The organism is Pararhizobium sp. O133, assembly GCF_051669845.1.
Classification (GTDB): Bacteria; Pseudomonadota; Alphaproteobacteria; order Rhizobiales; family Rhizobiaceae; genus Pararhizobium.
The window spans coordinates 559,561-579,658 of record NZ_CP196426.1 but is presented as its reverse complement, the minus strand read 5'-3'; the positions used below and the strand labels follow the sequence as shown (position 1 = coordinate 579,658).

Genomic DNA, 20,098 nt, shown 5'->3' with positions numbered 1-20,098 from the left:
GCTCATTTCAATGCGCGAGGCCCCATCCCGATCTCCGCCAGAACCTCGTCCGTATGCTCGCCGAGCCGTGGAGAACCGCGTTCCAGCGCCAGTTTGGCGTCCGAAAATGCCACCGGCGTGCGCACGCCGGGCGCGGTTCCCGACGCTGATCCGCTATGTGGTGTATCGACCCGCATGCCGCGGTGGATGATCTGCGGGTCGGAGAAGACGTCAGCGACCGCATTAATCGGTCCGCCCGGTACACCGGCCGCCTCCAGCATGGCGAGAAGCGTGTCGCGGTCGAATCTCTGAGTCCGCGCCGTCAGTTCCGGCGTCAGCGTGTCGCGATGCTTCACCCGTCCGGCATTGGTGAGATAACGCGGGTCGGTCGCAAGCTCATCGAGTCCCAAAAGCCCGCAGAACTTCACGAACTGCCGGTCGTTACCGACGGCGACGATCAGGTGACCATCGGCCACGGGAAAGACCTGATAGGGCGCGATGTTCGGATGGGCATTGCCGAGACGGCGCGGTGACTTGCCCGAGACGAGGAAGTTCAGCGCCTGATTGGCAAGCACCCCGGTCATGCTGTCGAACAGTGCCATATCGACCTGCTGGCCGACGCCTGTCCGTTCGCGCATGTGGAGCGCCGCCTGGATGGCGATGACGCCGTAAAGCCCGGTGAAGATATCGGCGAAGGCGACGCCGATCTTCTGCGGCTCGCCCTCCGGGTCGCCGGTCAGGTCCATGATGCCGCTCATACCCTGAATAATGTAGTCGTAGCCGGCGCGATGCGCATAGGGACCGTCCTGCCCGAAGCCGGTGACTGAGCAATAGATCAGCTGCGGATTGATCTTCTTCAGGCTTTCATAATCCAGCCCATATTTCGCCAGACCGCCGACCTTGAAGTTTTCCAGAAGAACGTCCGACTGCGCAGCCAGCCGGCGAACGGCCTCCTGGCCTTCTGGCGTGGTAAAATCGAGCACGACGGAGCGCTTGCCGCGATTGCAGGCATGGAAATAGGCGGCGTCCAGATGTTCGCCGCCCTCGCCCTCGATGAAGGGCGGCCCCCAGGTCCGGGTGTCGTCACCCGCAGGACTTTCCACCTTGATGACATCGGCACCGAGATCGGCCAGCGTCTGGCCGATCCAGGGACCGGCCAGGATGCGGGCAAGTTCGAGAACCTTCAGGCCCTGCAACGGCGTTTCCATGCCCTGCCCCTTTATCCCGCTCAGAAGAAAGCCTGCAGCCCCGTCTGGGCGCGACCAAGGATCAGGGCGTGCACGTCGTGAGTGCCTTCATAGGTATTGACCGTCTCGAGGTTCACCATATGGCGCATGACCTGATAATCCTCGGAAATGCCATTGCCACCGTGCATGTCGCGTGCCTGCCGGGCGATATCCAGCGCCTTGCCGCAATTATTGCGCTTGACGATCGAGATCATTTCCGGCGCCATGCGGCCGGCATCCATCAACTGACCGACGCGCAATGACGCCTGCAAGCCAAGGGTGATTTCCGTCTGCATATCCGCAAGCTTCTTCTGGAAGAGCTGCGTCTGCGCCAGCGGCTTGCCGAACTGCTTGCGGTCGAGCCCATATTGGCGGGCCGCATGCCAGCAGAATTCCGCCGAGCCCAAAACGCCCCAGGAAATACCGTAACGGGCGCGGTTGAGGCAGCCGAACGGGCCTTTCAGTCCCTCGACATTCGGCAGCAGCGCGTCCTCGCCGACCTCGACATTGTCCATGACGATTTCGCCGGTGATGGAGGCGCGCAGCGACAGCTTGCCGCCGATCTTCGGCGCCGAAAGACCCTTCATACCCTTTTCCAGAACGAAACCGCGGATCGCATTGCCATGCGCTTCGGATTTCGCCCAGACGACGAAAACATCGGCGATCGGCGCATTGGAGATCCACATCTTCGAGCCGCTCAACCGATAACCGGTGTCGGTCTTCACCGCCCGCGTCTTCATGCCGCCGGGATCGGAGCCGGCATCCGGCTCGGTCAGGCCGAAACAGCCAATCCATTCGCCGCTGATTAGCTTCGGCAGGTATTTTTGGCGCTGCCCCTCGGAGCCGTAAGCATGGATCGGATAGATCACCAGCGATGACTGTACGCTCATCATCGAGCGATATCCGGAATCGACGCGCTCGACTTCGCGGGCAACCAGGCCGTAAGCCACATAGGATGCGCCGACGCCGCCATAGGTGTCCGGCACCGTAACGCCAAGCAGGCCGAGTTCGCCCATTTCGCGGAAGATCGAGGGATCGGTCGCCTCATTGCGATAGGCATCGATGACGCGCGGCTGCAGCTTGTCCTGCGCATAGGCGCGGGCACTGTCGCGGATCATCCGCTCGTCTTCGGAAAGTTGATCCTCCAGCAGGAAAGCATCGTCCCACTGGAATTCCTGTCTTTGAGCCATGGCATCCTCCCGTTACTTTCCTTCTTGTGCCCGTTATGGCAAGCCGGACGAAGCGATACAAACGAAAATGCGGCACTGCCTCATGCATTCCGGGAATGGAAGACGGCGGTCCGGCGGTGAACGGAAAACGGCATGACTCACCTCGATGGGGCTCATCTCGACAGGGTACGCGCGGCGCGGATGATGCAGGCGGCGGGACTGGACGCCCTCCTGCTTCTGTCACCGGAAAGCTTTACCTATACCACCGGCGCACCAGCCGGGGTCGCGACCATGTGGCGGCGGGCAGGCGCGATCGCCGCTATCATTCCCGCCGATCCCGATCAGGATACCGCCGCCGTCGTCACCGACCTGTTTGAAGCCGCCTTTCGAGCCTCAAGCACCATCACCGACATCCGCATTAACCCGATCTGGGTCGAGACGGGCGATATCCGGGGATTGCAGGCCGCATCACCGGAAGAGCTTATCCAGGTAGCATGGGCACGGCAGGGCCGCCCGGCCGGATTCCAGCGCCCCGAAACCTTCGATGCCACCCATGGCTTCAGGCTCGCAGCCTCGCTTCTGCGCGATCGCGGGCTGCACAGGGGACGGATCGGCGTCGAATTCGACAGCCTTTCGGTCTCCGATTTCCAACTGTTGGCATCCGCCCTGTCGGGTGCCACGCTGATCGACGCGACCGATTTGGTTCGCCGGTTGAAGATGATCAAGTCGCCGGCTGAAATCGCCCACCTGCGCATGGCCGTGGAACTCGCCGAAGCCGGCATTGTCGCGCTACGCGAACAGATCGCTGTCGGTGTCAGCCGTGATGCCTTGGCTGCAGCTTGGGAAGCGGGCGCACGTGCCGAGGCGGCGCTACGCAAGGTCGACAACCTCACAGGCCTATGGGAATATGTTTCCGTCGGCCAAAATCCATGGACGCGCGGCGGCGTGGTCGCACCCGGTGACCTGATCAAGGTGGATGTCGGCTGCCTCATCTCCGGTTACACATCCGATACCGGCCGCACCTTCGTCTGCGGCGAGCCCTCGTCGCTTCAGAGCCGCCTGTTCGATGCACTGCAGATCGCCTATGACGCCGGCATCAGCATGATCCGGCCCGGCATTGCCATGCGCGAGGTTCATCGGGTGACGACCGAAGCGATGGGCAAGGCCGGCTTCCCCGGCTATACGCGCGGCCATTTCGGCCATGGGCTGGGTGCTGGCCTCGGCAGTGAGGAATGGCCTTTCCTGTCGCGGCAATCCGATGTGATCATCGAACCTGGCATGGTGCTCGCCTTCGAGACGCCGTGGTATGTCGATGGCGTCGGCGGCATGATCATCGAGAACCAGTTGCTGGTTACCGCCGATGGACACGAGGTGATGAACCGGCTTCCCTCCGGTCTCGTCTGCATTTGAGGACGCGGTTCCATGCCCGACAATCGCCGCGGCGAACCGGCTCCTGCTGCAGCAACCGGCCGTCAGCATGGCGCTAAAGCGGCTGGAGCAGACCGTTGGCCAGAAACTGATCGACCGCCGGCCTGACGAAGGCATTCCATATCCGTGAGCAATATGGCCTCTATCGCGGCCGTGGCCATCGGCTTTACGGGGTAAAAGGTGCGGCGCTCAACGACTTGCGCGGCGATCCCTATATCGCCTTCATCGCCGATATGCTCGGCGGCCAGCATATGAACGCGATCACAGCCGTGCGCGCCATGGGTTCGTTCGGCCAGCAGGTGCGCGCCGTCTCCTGCAATGTCGAGGAAGCGCTACGGCTGATTGCGGCCAATATCGGCATCGGCATGGTGCCGGACCATCTGGCAGCACCCGGCTTGGTCGCAGGCGATCTCTGGCAACTGCCGCCCTATGACCTCCTGCCGACCGCCGATGTCTTCCGCATCTCCAATCCGAATGCGATCCTCAATCCCACCGAGGCCGCGTTCGCCATGTCGAAGACACCGAGCCGCTCAATCACAGCACCGGTCGTCAATCCGGCTTATAGTTCACTTCGAGACTATAAATTTGAACGCCGCCCACCTTGCCTCTACGGTTAGATGTGGAACACCGTGAAGGACAGCCCGACATGCAGACATTCGACGTGGCGATCATCGGCGGCGGCATAGCCGGCCTGTCGCTGGCTTATTTTCTCGGATCCCATCGCTGCACCGTCGTGCTGGAGCGCGAAACCGCGCTCGGCTATCACAGCACCGGCCGCTCCGCCGCCGAATTCGTCCTGCGCTACAACAGCCCCGCCATCTGCCGACTCGCCGCGATCGCCAAGGACTTCTTCGACGGCCCGCCGGACGGCTTTTCCGAGACCCCGCTCCTGAAACAGCGTGGCGGCGTAATGATCGCGACACTGGAAAAAGCCGCAAGGTTGGACACGCTTTTCCGTTCCGAGCTTGCCTTCACGCCTGAACTCGAAGCCTTGGACGAAGAGGAACTGCTGGAACGCGTGCCCATCCTGAAGCCCGGCTACGCCGCTGCAGGATTTCACGATCCGAACTTCTGGGACATCGAAGTCGAAAGCCTGTTGCAGGGCTATGTCCGGGGTGCCCGCCGCAGTGGTGTGGAAATCCGCGAAGGCCACGGCGTCCTCTGCGCCCGCCACGATGGCGGCGCCTGGATAATCGAGACACCATCCGGCATCATCCGCGCCAGAACCGTCGTCAATGCCGCCGGCGGCTGGGCCGACCAGACCGCTGCTCTTTTCGGGGTCAAGCCGCTCGGCATCGTGCCGCACCGCCGCACCGCCATCCTCATCGATCCGCCCGAGGGTATCGATCTTTCGGCCATGCCGGAGATCAACGAGCTTGACGAGGAGTTCTACATGAAGCCCGACGCGGGCCGTCTGCTGGCTTGCCCCGCCGACGCCACCCCATGCGAGCCCGGCGATGTGCAGCCGGAGGAACTCGATATCGCCTGGGCCGCCCATTATATCGAGGAAGCCACGACCATTCCCGTCCGCCGCATCGCCAAGAGTTGGGCCGGCATGCGCAGCTTCGCGCCCGACAACCTGCCGGTCATCGGCGCAGCGCACGATAATCCGCATTTCTTCTGGCTTGCCGGACAAGGCGGTTTCGGTATCCTGACCTCGCCGGCGCTCGGACGACTGGCGGCCAACCTGCTGACTGGCGCGCCGGAACCCAAGGACTTCAGGGCACAGGCGCTCGACCCGCAGGCATTCAGCCCGCTGCGGTTCTCTCACTGACACTGCCGATTCGGCTCTGTTGTTAGAAGGTGGCCGCCGTCGCGAGATCCGTGCGAAACCGGGACATTTCCTCCATCCGCCGATCTGCGTCGGGAATGCGCAACAGATAGGACGGATGCACGGTGACGAGCAGCGATTGCCTCTCGCCGAACGACAGCACCTGACCACGCAGGTCGGAAAGTTTTTGGCGGCTGTCGGTGAGGGCCGCAAGCGCTGTCGCGCCCATCGCCACGACGAGCTTCGGCTTTACCAGATCGAGCTCCAGCTTCAGCCACCATTTGCAGTGCTGCACCTCGCCCATATTGGGCTTTTGGTGGATACGGCGCTTGCCGCGCGGCTCGTACTTGAAGTGCTTGACCGCGTTGGTCACGTAAGCCTGTGTCCGGTTAAGCCCGACCTCGCCGGCAACTGTGTCGAACAGCTTTCCCGCCGGCCCGACGAAGGGGCGTCCGGCCAAGTCTTCCTGGTCACCCGGCTGTTCGCCAACGATCATCATCCGCGCATCGGCCGGGCCTTCGCCGAACACCGTCTGGGTCGCCTTGCAGTGAAGTGCGCAGCGGGTGCAGGTGCGCGCCGCCGCGCGCGCCTCCTCCAGTGTTCCGGCGGGTGGACTCGGCACGTCCGGCACTGCGCGGGCGGCGGCCTGCAGGCGTTCGTGAAACAGCGGCGCATCCCTTGCCGCCCGCTCGGCCATGGCGACGACGCTTGCCTCCGCGCTGGCGATCATGCCGGGAATGAGTTGCGCTTCCGGCAGGTTCTTCCAGTATTTCTTCGGCATCTCCGTCTGCATCATCTTCACCTTCAGACGGGCCGGATTGAAGATGTTGGCGAAATAGGTACGCCAGAGCGCATCGGTATCATCGGTCAGCATCGGATTGTCCGCCGGCTCCGTCGATGTCGTCAGATTGGCACCGTCCCAGGCGGCCGTTCCCTTCGGCGTGGCGATGATCCAGTCCATGTCGGTAAAGCGGCGCTGGAAGAAGGGCGCGGCCCGCGCGACGATATGATGATCGGGCTCGAACCAGGCGAGAAACCGCCGGCGTGGAAGGGTGCCTTCGATCTCCTTGAAGCGGACGAAGGCCGTCATCTTGTGGCAATCGCGCCGCACCGATTTTTCCATCGCATGCAGTTGGGCGATATCGACATCCGAGCGGATCTCCAAAAGCGCCCGCTCCTCCTGCAGCCGAAAGAGCACGCGGTAAAGAAGCTGGAACCGCGCGGGATCGCTATGGCAGATCACGGCCTCCGCCAGCGACAGGAAAGCTTGCGGCACCGTCAGTGTGGCCTGCGGTGCAACGCCGGCCAAGGGTACTGTCTCCGGCGCGGGCCCGAACAGATCGCCCGCCGCGTCGTCCCTGCAGCGCCAGTCGATCTCCTGCGGCGAACGGCGCTCAAGCAGCAAGGTCCGCGCGGCATTGCGCCACTCGATAAAATCCCCCTTGCCCTCCAGCATGACCGCCCGCATCACAACAATGCCAATTGTTCCGGCTTGGGCTCGAACATCGAACGGAGGTCGGAGCGATCGATCAGCCGATGCGGTGACCAGCCGTCCGCCACGAGGAACGACTGCACCTTCTTCACCGAGACATGCAGCCGCGCCAAATCCTCCAGCCGCAGGCGCCGGTGGCGTCGTGCCGACAGGATGCCCTTGACGGCCTTGGTGCCGAGCCCCGGTACCCGTAGCAGCATCTCGCGCTCGGCCGTATTGATATCGACCGGGAACCGATGCCGGTTGACGAGCGCCCAGGCGAGCTTCGGATCGAGCTTCAGGTCCAGCATGCCGTCCGGCTGGTTTTCGGTGATCTCCTCGATGCCAAAGCCGTAGAAGCGATAGAGCCAATCAGCCTGATAGAGCCGGTGTTCGCGCATCAGCGGCGGCTTGATCAACGGCAAGCTCTTCGATGCGTCGGGAATGGGGCTGAACGCGGAATAATAGACACGCCGCAGGCCGTAACTCCCGTAGAGCCGGGCGCTGGTGCCGAGAATGACGGAATCATTGGCCTGATCCGCCCCGACGATGACCTGCGTGCTCTGTCCGGCCGGCACGAAGCGCTTGCGCCGCTTGGTCTGCAGGGTCGGGTCGTTCGCCGCCTCGATCTTCAGCCGCAGTTCCCCCATCGAGCGGCGGATATTGGCCGGCTGCTTTTCCGGCGCCAGCCGGTTGAGGCCGGTGTCGGTCGGCAGTTCGATATTGATCGACATGCGGTCGGCATAGAGCCCGGCTTGCTCGATCAGCAGCGGCGAAGCTTCCGGGATCGATTTCAAATGAATATAGCCGCGGAAATTATGGGTGACGCGCAGTTCCCGCGCGATCCGCACCATTTCCTCCATCGTATAATCCGACGAGCGGATGATGCCGGACGATAGAAACAGGCCTTCGATATAATTGCGCCGATAGAATTCCAGTGTCAGCCAGACGACCTCCTCGACGCTGAACCGGGCGCGCTCGACATTGCTGGACGACCGGTTGATGCAATAGGCGCAGTCATAGATGCAGAAATTCGTCATCAGGATTTTCAGGAGCGATATGCAGCGCCCGTCCGGCGCATAGGCATGGCAGATGCCGGAACCCTCCGTTGACCCCAGCCCGCCGGACTTGGACGAATCCCGTTTCATCGTTCCGCTCGAGGCACAGGAAGCATCGTACTTGGCGGCATCCGAAAGGATGGCCAATCGTTCATTCAGCGACTTCTTCATAATCGTTCATGATATGTTCTTGTGGCTGCCGGGTCAACGCCGGAATTATCGGAACGATTGCCGGACGCACCCGTTGTAGGCCCGAACCCTCCCCAAGTTTACAGCAGGAGATGGCGTCATGCCCTTCATCGACAAATCGAAAATCCTCATCCTCGCGACCCATGGCTATGAACGCTCGGAGCTGCGCGTGCCGCTGGAAGAACTGAAGAAGCGCGGCGCCAGCGTCAAGGTGGCCTCGATCGAGAACGAGCCGATCAAGAGCTGGGACAAGAAGGACTGGGGTGATACGGTCGATGTCGACCTGCTCGCCAGCGACGTCAAGATCGATGATTTCGATGCGCTGGTCCTGCCGGGCGGCCAGATGAACCCCGATATCCTTCGCCATGACGACGATGCCATGCGCGTCGTTCGTGACTTCGTCAAATCCGGCAAGGTCGTCGCTGCCATCTGCCACGCGCCTTGGCTGCTGATCGAGGCCGACGCCGTGCGCGGCCGCAAGATGACATCCTACATCTCGATCAAGACCGACATGAAGAATGCCGGCGCGCTCTGGTCGGATGAAGCCGTTGTCACCGACAAGGGCATTGTCACCTCGCGCAATCCGGGCGACCTGACGCCCTTCGTCAACAAGATTATCGAGGAAATCGAGGAAGGCCGCCACGAACGCCGCGCTGCCTGATCGCACTCATAAGCTGACAAAGGAAACAATCATGACCGATATCGCCAAGACCAAAGCCGATCCGCTGCAGCAGCTGTGGGATGTTCTCGAACACGTCCATGCCGGCATGCTGGGCGTCGAGGAATCCGGCCAGCATATGCAACCTATGGCCCCTTTCGTCGAAAAGGAAACCAATTCGATCTGGTTCTACACCCGCTCCGACAGCGACCTGGTCGATGCCTTGCGCACCAATGATCGCGCTCATTTCTGCGTGATCAGCAAGGACCATGACTATCACGCCTGCCTCGCTGGCGAGATCGACGAGGTCAAGTCGCGCGAACATATCGACAAATACTGGTCGGCACCCGTCGCCGCCTGGTTTGAGGGCGGCAAGGATGATCCGGCACTGACCATGCTGCAGCTGAAACTCGACGACGTTTCGATCTGGGCATCGACCAACAGCTCGCTGCGGTTCGGCTGGGAAATCACCAAGGCCAATCTCACCGGCAAGGAGCCGGATCTCGGCTACCACACGCAGATTTCACTGCCGCACTGACCTCATCAGTGCAGACTGGGCGCCTCGTCCGTACCTCACGGGCGGCGCGTTTTTTTTGCGCTCTACAGTGGCGTAATCAAGATGCCGGCCGCATGGCTAACAAGGCGTGAATAAAGCATGGATTTGATAGACTATTGACAGAGCCGCCGATTATGTCAGTCTTGTGTCCAAGACCGGGTAACAGGTCATTGGCTCAAGTCGGAGAACAGAATGTTTTATCACGGTGGAATGACGCTCGGTTATCTTACGCCCCCGCCCAAGGCTGAAAAGGTGGTTCGCGTTGACATATCGGCCCGCAAGGCTCGAGAAGAGGCAATCGCCGTCGAGCGGGAGCGGGACCAGCAGGAAAGCCAGACCTTCATCACGCCCTGGCATCTGTTTTACTGATACCCGTCTTATCCGGCGGCCGAGGCCACAGAGGCCCGGCTACCGGTCGCAATACTGGAATACATGCCCGTCGTGCGGAACTCCGTTGGGCTCGCGCCGAAATAACGGCGAAACACCTTGGCGAAGTAGTTCGGGTCTTCGAACCCGGACATGATTGCTACTTCTTTCACTGAAAGATGCGCCGCCTTGGTCAGCAGTTTCGTCGCCCGCTGCAACCGCTTGCGCAGAACAAATTCCGCCGGCGGCATGCCCTCGCTGAGGGCAAAGACCCGTGAGAAATGCGCCCGGCTGAGGCCGGAGACGTCCGCCAGTTTCTCGACCGGTAGCGGCTGTTCGAGATGGGCGTTGATATGGTCGAGCACGTGCTGCATTGTCCGATATTCCTGGCTGAAAACCGGATGGGAACCGAAGACATCGTCATAGAGCACCATCGCCGCCTCGTAGGCGATAGCCGACGCACTGCCCGGCGCATCGGCTCCACCGGAGATCAGCCGCAGGCTGCAATCGGCCAGCCGCTCGATCGTCTCCGGCTTCAGGGTGAGCACCGGACCGGTGGCCGCAAGGATCGCCCGGTGAATGCGCAGCGCCTCCTCGCCATTCATGGAAATCCAGAAAAACTCCCAGCGGCCATTCTGCTCGAGCCAGTAGCGATGATTGTGCGGCACCAGCACCAGCAGCGTCTCGCCTTCGCGCACCCGGTAATTGCGGCTTTCGTAGCGCAGGTTGCCAGCACCGGCGATCGTGTGCTGCAGCACCGTGAACGGCGTCTGGCCGCGCTTTCGCCCGTCCCAGTCGTAGCTCGCATCGGTGCGAATTTCGTAGCCCGTGCTGGTCGGCATGGTGTGCAGGCTATGGCGTCCGCGCGGCAGTGAAACCGTCCGCATCACCGGTCCATTCTCGATCAGACGTTTCAGCACAGAATTACCCATGAAAGCACAATACCTCTCTGGCGACACCCGACATTATACGCATAATGCCCCTCAACAAAGCAAGATGCCCTTCAATAAGGGAAAATAAACGGGGTTGGAGCGGCATAGACAGGGATTAGCGGGAAAAGATATGTGTCCAATTGCGCCCTTTCCCGCGCATTGATTTTACCCTGTCCGTTCTTCCCGGCCCAACGACCAGCGACGAGGACAGCATGAGCAGCTTCAAGATAGCCATTATTGGCGCCGGCAGCGTCGGTTTCACCAAGAAACTCTTCACCGATATTCTCTGCGTGCCGGAGTTCCGCGACGTCGAGTTCGCGCTCACCGACTTGAGCGAGCACAATCTCGGCATGATCAAGTCGATCCTCGACAAGATCGTCGAATCCAACAACCTGCCCGCCAGGGTCACGGCTTCGACCGACCGGCGCGAAGCCATCAAGGGCGCCCGTTACATCATCTCCTGCGTGCGCGTCGGCGGTCTTGCAGCTTATGCCGATGACATCCGCATCCCCCTGAAATACGGCGTCGACCAATGCGTCGGCGATACGATTTGCGCCGGCGGCATTCTCTACGGCCAGCGCAACATCCCGGTCATCCTCGATTTCTGCAAGGACATCCGCGAACTGGCAGAGCCGGGCGCCAAGTTCCTGAACTATGCCAACCCGATGGCGATGAACACCTGGGCGGCGATCGAATACGGCAAGGTCGACACGATCGGCCTCTGCCACGGCGTCCAGCACGGCGCCGAACAGATCGCCGAAATCCTCGGCGCCGGCGAAGGCGAACTGGACTACATCTGCTCCGGCATCAACCACCAGACTTGGTTTACCGATGTGCGCGTCAAGGGACGCAAGATTGGCAGGCAAGAGCTGGTCGCCGCCTTCGAGGCGCACCCGGTTTTCTCGCAGCAGGAGAAGCTGCGCATCGACGTCCTCAAGCGCTTCGGCGTCTATTCCACCGAGAGCAACGGCCATCTGTCGGAATACCTGCCCTGGTACCGCAAGCGGCCGGAGGAAATTACCCGCTGGATCGACATGTCCGACTGGATCCACGGCGAAACCGGCGGCTATCTGCGCTACTCCACCGAAACCCGCAACTGGTTCGAGACGGAATTCCCGCAATTCCTGGAGGATGCCGGCAAGCCGATCGATCCGGCCCGCCGCTCCAACGAACATGCCAGCCATATCCTGGAAGCGCTCGAAACCGGACGCATCTATCGCGGTCACTTCAACGTCAAGAACAACGGCATCATCACCAACCTGCCAGCCGATGCGGTCATCGAGAGCCCCGGCTTCGTCGATCGCTTTGGAATCAACATGGTTGCCGGCATTACCCTGCCGGAAGCGTGTGCGGCCACCTGCATTTCCTCGATCAACGTCCAGCGCATGTCGGTCCACGCTGCCGTCACCGGCGATATCGATCTGCTGAAGCTCGCCGTGCTCCACGATCCGCTGGTCGGCGCCATCTGCACACCGGAAGAGGTCTGGCAGATGGTCGACGAGATGGTCGTGGCGCAGGCCGAGTGGCTGCCGCAATACGCCCATGCGATCCCGGCCGCGAAGGAGCGTCTGGCGAAATCGACGGTCAAGACCCGCGACTGGAACGGCGTTGCCCGCCGCGAGGTTCGCTCGATCGACGAACTGCGCGCCGAAAAGGAAGCAACGAAGCTCAAGGCCGCAAGCTGAGCGTCACGAAATCACGGATCCGGTTCGGCAAGGAGAGCCGCGGATCCGCAGTGGCGGACACTGCCGTATCCGCCTCTTGAGGTGTATTGTCGTCACGGGTTGGCGATAAGGGAGGAGAGCCGTCCCATCTCGGTGCGGCGTGACGTATGAGGGAGAGAAAACGATGAAAATCAACCGCCATATGAAACTGGGGGCCGCGCTGATGTTCGGCGTGTCCGCCTTCGCATTGCATGCCTGGGCTTCCGAGCCGACCGTCGTGCCCGAGCAGCCGCCATTCCCGGCACAGGGCAAGATCACCTATGTGCCCCGCGATTCCATCCTGGAGTTCAAGGCGCTGCCGGAATATCACGAGCCGGAATGGGTCACCGAGAAATTCGTCAAGACCGGCAAGCTGCCACCGGTGGCCGAACGCCTGCCGAAGGAGCCGATGGTCTTCAAGACCGGCAATATGCCGGATGGCGTCGGCGTCTACGGCGACACGATGCGCCACGTCATCGGCGGCCGCCCGGAAGGCTGGAACTATTCCGCCGGCCAGACCCAGGGCTGGGGCGGCATCGACATCGGTATTTCGGAATGCCTGACCCGCACCGCACCGCTCTATCAGGTCGAGGCCAAGGACGTCGAACCGCTTCCGAATCTGGCCAAGAGCTGGGAATGGTCCGAAGACGGCCACAAGCTGACCATGCATCTGGTCGAAGGCGCCAAGTGGTCGGATGGGGTTCCCTTCTCCTCCGAGGACGTGATGTTCCATTGGGAAGACAACATCGTCGATCCCAACGTCACGCCGCTGAACGGCGCTTCGCCCGAAACCTTCGGCGAAGGCACGACCCTGAAGGCGATCGACGCCAACACGGTCGAATGGACCTTCAAGGAAGCCTTCCCGCGCCAGTATCTCTACTCGATGGCTTACGGCACATTCTGCCCCGGCCCGGCGCATATCCTGAAGACCAAGCATCCGAAATACGCCAAGGACTTCACCTACGACCAGTACAAGAACGGCTTCCCGCCGGAATACATGAACATTCCGGCGATGGGCGCCTGGATTCCAGTCGAATATCGTCCGGACGATATCATCGTCCTGCGCCGCAATCCCTACTACTGGAAGGTGGACGAAAACGGCAACCAGCTACCCTACCTGAATGAGTTGCACTACAAGCTGTCGACCTGGGCCGACCGCGACGTGCAGACGATCGCAGGCTCCGGCGACATCTCCAACCTTGAGCAGCCGGAAAACTTCGTCGAATCGCTGAAGCGCGCCGCGCAGGAAAGCGCTCCGGCCCGTCTCGCCTTCGGCGCCCGCCTGATCGGTTATAACCTGCACCTGAACTTCTCCGGCAACGGCTGGGGTGATCCCGACGAGCGGGGCAAAGCGGTCCGCGAGCTCAACCGCAACCTCGACTTCCGCAAGGGGGTCTCCATGGCGCTCGACCGCAAGAAGATCGGCGAAGCGCTCGTCAAGGGTCCGTTCACCGCCATCTATCCCGGTGGCCTGTCATCGGGCACGAGCTTCTATGATCGCCAGTCGACCGTCTACTATCCGTTCGATCTCGATGGCGCCAAGGCTCTGCTCGAAAAGGCCGGCCTGAAGGACACCGACGGCAACGGCTTCGTCAACTTCCCGGCCGAGACGCTGGGCGGCCAGGACGTGCAGGTCGTTCTGCTCGCCAGCTCGGACTACACGACGGACCGCAACCTTGCCGAAGGCGTGATCGGCCAGATGGAACAGCTCGGCATCAAGGTTGTGCTCAACTCCATGGACGGCACCAAGCGTGACGCGGCCCGCGACGCCGGCCGCTTCGACTGGATGGTGCTGCGCAATGGCTCCGAAATCGCCTCGGTGGTGCAGAACACGCCGCAGCTTGCCGCGACCGGCCCGCGCACCAGCTGGCATCATCGTGGCGGCACGGACGGCACGCTCGACCTGATGCCGTTCGAGCAGGAGATGGTCGATATCGTCAACAAATTCGTCACCTCGAACGATGTCAACGAGCGCGCCGATCTGATGAAGCAGTACCAGAAGGTCTCGACGGAAAACATCGATGCCGTCGGCCTGACGGAATATCCGGGCGCCCTGATGATCAACAAGCGCTTCTCCAACATTCCGGTCGGTGCGCCGATCTACATGTTCAACTGGGCCGAGGACACGATCATCCGCGAACGCGTCTACGTCGCCGCCGACAAGCAGGCCGATTACGAACTGTTCAAGGACCAGCTCCCCGGCAAGCCGGGCGAGAAGGGTCTGTCGAACTGATCTGATCGATCTGCAACTTCCCTCCGGCCGTCGCCTTAAGACGGCCGGAGACGGACACCCCGAAACACACAAGAGAACCTAACAGCCATGTTCCGATTTCTGCTTGTGCGCATAGCGTCCGCCATACCCGTTCTATTCGTGCTGAGCGTCGTGACCTTCGCGATCATCCAGGCGCCGCCGGGAGACTATAGCGACTACATCCGCTCCCAGGCGATCAATCAGGGCGGCGCCAGCTTCGAGCAGGCCGACGCCCAGGCCCAGGCCTACAAGATCGCCAACGGCCTCGATAAGCCGCTGCCCGTTCAGTACATCAACTGGATGACCGGCATACTCACCCGCGGTGATTTCGGCCACAGCCTCTATTACAACAAGCCCGTGGCTGACGTCGTCGGCGAACGCCTGCCGCGCACGCTGGCTTTGGCGCTCGTCTGCCATATCCTCGCGTCCGTCATCGGCATCACCTTCGGCATCCTGGCCGCCACGCGGCAATACACCTGGGTCGATAGCCTTCTGTCCGGCATTTCCTTCCTCGGCATGACGGTGCCGCGCTTCCTGATGGCGCTGATCATCGTCTATATCCTTGTCTTCCATTTCAATGTCAGCGAGATCAACAGCTTCAACTCCGCCAAATACGGTGGGGCGCCCTGGTCCTGGGACAAGTTCGTCGATCTCTTGAAACATGTCTGGCCGGTCATCGCCATCGCCACCTTCGGCGGCCTTGCCTACAATATGCGGGTGATGCGCGGCAATCTGCTGGATACGCTGAACGCCCAATATGTCGAGACCGCCCGCGCCAAGGGCCTCTCCGAAAGCGCCGTGATCATGCGTCATGCCGTGCCGAACGCGCTTCACCCTCTGATCATGTATCAGGGCGTCGTCCTGCCCTACATGCTGACCGGCGAGATCGAGACGGCCATCATCTTCGCGCTCCCGACCGTCGGCCCGGCCATTGTCGGCTCCATGTGGGTGGGCGACGTCTATGTCACTGCGACCTTCATGCTGGTCCTGTCGGCAACCCTGATCGTCGGCAATATCATCGCCGACATGCTTCTGGCGATGCTTGATCCCCGTGTCCGCCTGGGTGGAGGAGCACACGCATGAAAGCCGATGTTCAAACCGTTTCCACCATTCCGGTTCCCGCCCCCCATCATGGCAACGAGACCTATCTCTCGCTCGTCTGGCGGCGCCTGCGCACCTCCTGGACCGGCATGGCCGGCCTTATTCTCGTCTGCATGCTGATGCTGATGACGATCTTTGCCGAGTTCTTTTCACCCGTGGATCCGAAGCTGACCGGCGTCGGCTTTGCCCCGCCGCAGACGATCAGCATCACCGATCAGGACGGCAATCTCGTCTGGCCGCGCAGCTACAAGGTCGGCGAGGGCACGGAACTCGACCCGATCACCTTCCAGCCGATCGTCGGTCCGGACTATGCCAATCCGCTCAACCTGGGCTTCTTCGTCAAGGGCTTCAAATACAAGCTCTTCGGACTGATCCCGACCGAGCGCCATTTCTTCGGTGCGACCGACGGCACGCCGGTCAACTTCCTCGGCACCGACAAGTTCGGCCGTGACGTGCTGTCACGCATCTTCTACGGCTCCCGCGTCTCGCTGATGATCGCGCTCACTGTCGTCTTCATCGTGACGGTCGTCGGCACCACGGTCGGCATGGTCTCCGGTTATTTCGGCGGCCGCTTCGATGCCTGGACACAGCGCTTTGTCGAACTGGTCCTCGCCTTCCCGCAATTGCCGCTCTATCTGGCGCTGACCTCGCTCATCCCGGTGACGGCGCCGACCAATGTCTTCCTCGCCTTCGTCATCTTCGTCATGTCGGCGCTCGGCTGGGCGCAGATGTCGCGCGAGGTGCGCGGCAAGACCTTGGCCTTGGCGCGGATCGATTATGTCCGCGCCGCCATGGCGATCGGCGCCACCGACCGGCGCATCATCTTCCAGCACATCTTCCCCAATGTGATGAGCCACGTCATCGTCGCCGTGACACTGGCGATCCCCAATGTGGTGCTGCTCGAATCCTTCCTCGGCTTCCTCGGTTTCGCGGTGAAGCCGCCACTGATGTCCTGGGGCTTGATGCTGCAGGATACCGCCACCTATTCCGTCATCGGATCCTATCCCTGGATCCTGTCCCCCGTGGCCTTCGTGCTGATCACCGTCTTTGCGTTCAATGCGCTGGGCGATGGCCTGCGCGACGCCGTCGACCCGTACTGAGGAGACGACCATGGCACTCGTGGATATCAGCACACTCGCTCCCGAACAGCGGCACGACCATGCCGCAGCCGTCGGCAAACCCATCATCGACGCCCGCCATGTCGGGGTGAAGTTCAAGGTCGAGCATGGCACGGTCGATGCGGTGAAGGACGTCTCCTTCCAGCTCTATCGCGGCGAAACGATCGCCGTCGTCGGCGAATCCGGCTCGGGAAAATCAGTCACCGCCCGCACCGTCATGGGCCTGCTCACCAAGCGCGCCAGGGTCTCGGATCGCTCCAGCATCGAATATGACGGCAAGAACGTCCTGAAATTCTCCGACCGCCAGCGCCGGGCGCTGCGCGGCAACCGCATCTCAATGATCTTCCAGGAGCCGATGAGTTCGCTGAACCCGGTCTATACGATCGGCACCCAAATTATTGAAGCGATCCGCGTGCATCAGAAGATGAACCGGGCACAGGCAACGCAGCGGACGCTGGAACTGTTGCGTCAGGTTCAAATCCCCGATCCGGAAACCCGGCTCAACCAGTATCCGCACCAGCTTTCGGGCGGCCAACGCCAGCGCATCATGATTGCCATGGCGCTCGCCAACAATCCGGACGTGCTGATCGCCGATGAACCGACGACGGCGCTCGACGTGACGGTGCAGGCGCAGATCCTTAACCTGATCCGCGACCTGCAGAAGACGATCGGCATGGCGGTGATCCTGATCACCCACGACCTCACGGTCGTTCGCCAGTTTTCCGACTATGTCTATGTGATGCAGAACGGCGAGGTGAAGGAGCACAACACCACCTCCGCGTTGTTCCAGGACCCGCAGCATCCCTATACCCGCCACCTGCTCAATTCCGAGCCGAAGGGCATCGCCAATCCGCTACCGGTCGATTCCGCCGCCATTCTGGAAGGCCGCGACGTGCGTGTTTCCTTCATGCTGAAGGCCGGCGGCTTCTTCCGGCCGCAACTGAAGGAACTGGTCGCAGTGGACAGCCTCAGCCTGAAGCTCCACCGGCATGAGACGCTCGGCCTCGTTGGCGAATCCGGCTCGGGAAAGACCACCTTTGGCCAGGCGCTGGTCAAGCTGCTCGCGGCCGACAGCGGCGAGATCCTGTTCGACGGCCAGCCGATAGAGGGTAAGAGCCGCGAGGAAATGCGCCCCCTGCGCTCACGCATGCAGATCGTCTTCCAGGACCCGTTCTCCTCGCTCAACCCGCGCATGTCGGTCGGCCAGATCATTGAGGAGGGCCTTGTTGTCAACAAGCTCGGAGCCACCCGCAACGAGCGGCTGGAACGGGTGAAGGAAGCGCTGAACAGCGCGGGCCTGCCCAATAATATCCTGTCGCGCTTCCCGCACGAATTTTCCGGCGGCCAGCGCCAGCGCATCGCCATTGCCCGGGCCGTGGCGCTGGAGCCCGAATTCATCCTGCTCGACGAGCCCACCTCGGCACTCGATCTCTCCGTGCAGGCCCAGATCATCGAACTGCTGCGCAAGCTGCAGGACGAGAAAGGACTGAGCTATCTCTTCATCTCCCACGATCTCAAAGTCGTGCGCGCGCTCTGCCACCGGGTGGTGGTGATGCAGCACGGCAAGATCGTCGAAGAAGGTCCGGTCGAAGACGTTCTCACCCATCCCAAGACCGCCTACACCGAACGGCTCGTCCGCGCCGCCTTCGACGTAGCCGCCTAACCGACAGACAGAGGCATATCATGACGAGACAACCCAAGATCACCTTCATCGGCGCCGGCTCGACCGTTTTCATGAAGAACATCATCGGCGACGTGCTGCAACGTCCGGCTCTGTCCGGCGCCAAGATCGCGCTGATGGACATCAATCCGCAGCGGCTGGAGGAAAGCGAAGTCGTCGTCCGCAAGCTGATCTCGACGCTTGATGCAAAAGCCACCATCGAGCTGCATTCCAACCAGAAAAAGGCGCTGGAAGGGGCAGATTTCGTTGTCGTTGCCTTCCAGATCGGCGGCTATGAACCCTGCACTGTCACCGATTTCGAAGTGCCGAAAAAATACGGCCTGCGCCAGACCATCGCCGATACGCTCGGCGTCGGCGGCATCATGCGCGGCCTGCGCACGGTTCCGCATCTCTGGTCGATCTGCGAGGACATGATGCAGGTCTGCCCCGAGGCGATCCTGCTGCAATACGTCAACCCGATGGCGATCAACACCTGGGCGATCTCGGAAAAGTATCCCAAGATCAAGCAGGTCGGCCTCTGCCATTCCGTCCAGGGCACGGCGATGGAACTCGCCCACGATCTCGATATCCCTTACGACGAAATCCGGTATCGCTCGGCCGGCATCAACCACATGGCCTTCTACCTGAAGTTCGAGCATCGCCAGCCCGACGGTTCCTACCGCGATCTCTATCCGGATCTGGTGCGCGGCTACCGCGAAGGCCGGGCGCCGAAGCCGACCTGGAACCCGCGCTGCCCCAACAAGGTGCGCTACGAGATGCTGACCCGTCTCGGCTATTTCGTCACCGAAAGCTCGGAACATTTCGCCGAGTACACGCCCTATTTCATCAAGGAAGGCCGCGAGGACCTGATCGAGAAATTCGGCATTCCGCTCGACGAATATCCGAAGCGCTGCATCGAGCAGGTCGAGCGCTGGAAGGGCCAGGCCGCCGCCTTCCGTTCAGCCGACAAGATCGAAGTCGCGCAGTCGAAGGAATACGCGTCCTCAATCATGAACTCGGTCTGGACCGGCGAACCTTCCGTCATCTACGGTAACCTGCGCAACAACGGCTGCATCACCTCGCTGCCGGACAATTGCGCCGCCGAAGTGCCCTGCCTCGTCGATGAAAACGGCATCCAGCCGACCTATATCGGCGCCCTGCCGCCACAACTGACGGCCCTTATCCGCACCAATATCAACGTGCAGGAACTCACCGTCGCGGCAATGATGACCGAGAACCGAGAGCACCTCTACCACGCTGCAATGATGGATCCGCACACGGCGGCCGAACTCGACCTCGACCAGATCTGGTCGCTGACCGATGACCTGCTCACCGCGCACGGCACCTGGATCCCGGAATGGGCGCGCGTGGCGAAGAAAGTTCAGGCCGCATAACGTCTCCCTCCCCGTTATGCGACAGGAAGCCCCGGAACAACAATTCCGGGGTTTTCCTTTTGTCCCGA

At 61.6% G+C, this 20,098-nt stretch carries 18 protein-coding genes; 13 read left to right on the top strand and 5 right to left on the bottom strand.

All coding sequences use genetic code 11. The features are described 5' to 3' along the window. Positions 1-2: 2 nt before the first annotated feature. Positions 3-1,187, bottom strand: coding sequence for a CaiB/BaiF CoA transferase family protein (locus ACST81_RS02715; protein WP_438751264.1), 1,185 nt, complete (start codon positions 1,185-1,187; stop codon positions 3-5). Between the two features lie 20 nt (positions 1,188-1,207). Then, on the bottom strand, positions 1,208-2,395 hold the full coding sequence (locus tag ACST81_RS02710; protein ID WP_438751263.1) for an acyl-CoA dehydrogenase: 1,188 nt from the start codon (positions 2,393-2,395) through the stop codon (positions 1,208-1,210). A gap of 132 nt (positions 2,396-2,527) precedes the next feature. Between ACST81_RS02710 and ACST81_RS02705 the strand changes: the two genes are divergently transcribed. From ACST81_RS02705 to ACST81_RS02690, 4 genes are all read left to right on the top strand, one after another. Continuing rightward, positions 2,528-3,784, top strand: a complete 1,257-nt coding sequence (locus ACST81_RS02705) for a M24 family metallopeptidase (RefSeq protein ID WP_438751262.1) — start codon at positions 2,528-2,530, stop codon at positions 3,782-3,784. A 67-nt stretch (positions 3,785-3,851) separates the two neighbouring features. Further along, positions 3,852-3,932, top strand: a complete 81-nt coding sequence (locus tag ACST81_RS02700) for a hypothetical protein (protein WP_438753352.1) — start codon at positions 3,852-3,854, stop codon at positions 3,930-3,932. 67 nt (positions 3,933-3,999) lie between these two features. Next, the gene (locus ACST81_RS02695) at positions 4,000-4,419 is read left to right on the top strand and encodes a hypothetical protein (RefSeq protein ID WP_438751261.1); all 420 of its coding nucleotides are present in this window, start codon (positions 4,000-4,002) and stop codon (positions 4,417-4,419) included. A 29-nt stretch (positions 4,420-4,448) separates the two neighbouring features. Then, positions 4,449-5,576 (top strand): NAD(P)/FAD-dependent oxidoreductase, encoded by a 1,128-nt coding sequence (locus tag ACST81_RS02690; protein WP_438751260.1) that lies wholly within the window; start codon positions 4,449-4,451, stop codon positions 5,574-5,576. Between the two features lie 22 nt (positions 5,577-5,598). Here the strand turns inward: ACST81_RS02690 and ACST81_RS02685 are convergent, their stop codons facing one another. Both ACST81_RS02685 and ACST81_RS02680 read right to left on the bottom strand, forming a co-directional pair. Beyond that, a complete protein-coding gene (locus ACST81_RS02685; protein WP_438751259.1) occupies positions 5,599-7,041 on the bottom strand; it encodes a UdgX family uracil-DNA binding protein in 1,443 nt (480 codons plus the stop codon). After that, positions 7,041-8,273, bottom strand: coding sequence for a putative DNA modification/repair radical SAM protein (locus ACST81_RS02680; protein WP_438751258.1), 1,233 nt, complete (start codon positions 8,271-8,273; stop codon positions 7,041-7,043). Before ACST81_RS02680 ends, ACST81_RS02685 begins: the two co-directional genes overlap by 1 nt. A 118-nt stretch (positions 8,274-8,391) precedes the next feature. Here ACST81_RS02680 and ACST81_RS02675 point away from each other — a divergent pair, with 118 nt between their 5' ends. The 3 genes from ACST81_RS02675 (at position 8,392) to ACST81_RS02665 (ending at position 9,874) form a co-directional block, all read left to right on the top strand. Then, positions 8,392-8,952 (top strand): type 1 glutamine amidotransferase domain-containing protein, encoded by a 561-nt coding sequence (locus tag ACST81_RS02675; RefSeq protein WP_438751257.1) that lies wholly within the window; start codon positions 8,392-8,394, stop codon positions 8,950-8,952. Positions 8,953-8,983: 31 nt separating this feature from the next. Beyond that, complete coding sequence (locus ACST81_RS02670) at positions 8,984-9,487, top strand: pyridoxamine 5'-phosphate oxidase family protein (RefSeq protein WP_438751256.1); 504 nt, start codon at positions 8,984-8,986, stop codon at positions 9,485-9,487. A 210-nt stretch (positions 9,488-9,697) separates the two neighbouring features. Next, positions 9,698-9,874 (top strand): hypothetical protein, encoded by a 177-nt coding sequence (locus tag ACST81_RS02665; protein WP_438751255.1) that lies wholly within the window; start codon positions 9,698-9,700, stop codon positions 9,872-9,874. Between the two features lie 8 nt (positions 9,875-9,882). On the opposite strand, the gene ACST81_RS02660 is transcribed toward ACST81_RS02665, so the two are convergent. Next, positions 9,883-10,803 (bottom strand): AraC family ligand binding domain-containing protein, encoded by a 921-nt coding sequence (locus ACST81_RS02660; protein ID WP_438751254.1) that lies wholly within the window; start codon positions 10,801-10,803, stop codon positions 9,883-9,885. 212 nt (positions 10,804-11,015) lie between these two features. On the opposite strand from ACST81_RS02660, the gene ACST81_RS02655 reads away from it, so the two are divergent. From ACST81_RS02655 to ACST81_RS02630, 6 genes are all read left to right on the top strand, one after another. Next, the gene (locus ACST81_RS02655; RefSeq protein WP_438751253.1) at positions 11,016-12,488 is read left to right on the top strand and encodes an alpha-glucosidase/alpha-galactosidase; all 1,473 of its coding nucleotides are present in this window, start codon (positions 11,016-11,018) and stop codon (positions 12,486-12,488) included. 163 nt (positions 12,489-12,651) lie between these two features. Next, positions 12,652-14,739, top strand: coding sequence for an ABC transporter substrate-binding protein (locus tag ACST81_RS02650; RefSeq protein WP_438751252.1), 2,088 nt, complete (start codon positions 12,652-12,654; stop codon positions 14,737-14,739). A gap of 87 nt (positions 14,740-14,826) precedes the next feature. Then, entirely contained in the window at positions 14,827-15,840 is a 1,014-nt protein-coding gene (locus ACST81_RS02645; RefSeq protein ID WP_438751251.1) for an ABC transporter permease, read from the top strand. Beyond that, positions 15,837-16,958: an ABC transporter permease gene (locus ACST81_RS02640; protein WP_438751250.1), complete on the top strand. Its 1,122-nt coding sequence runs from the start codon at positions 15,837-15,839 to the stop codon at positions 16,956-16,958. Before ACST81_RS02645 ends, ACST81_RS02640 begins: the two co-directional genes overlap by 4 nt. Positions 16,959-16,968: 10 nt before the next feature. Next, entirely contained in the window at positions 16,969-18,639 is a 1,671-nt protein-coding gene (locus tag ACST81_RS02635; protein ID WP_438751249.1) for an ABC transporter ATP-binding protein, read from the top strand. Between the two features lie 20 nt (positions 18,640-18,659). Next, positions 18,660-20,030, top strand: a complete 1,371-nt coding sequence (locus ACST81_RS02630) for an alpha-glucosidase/alpha-galactosidase (protein WP_438751248.1) — start codon at positions 18,660-18,662, stop codon at positions 20,028-20,030. Positions 20,031-20,098: the final 68 nt, after the last annotated feature.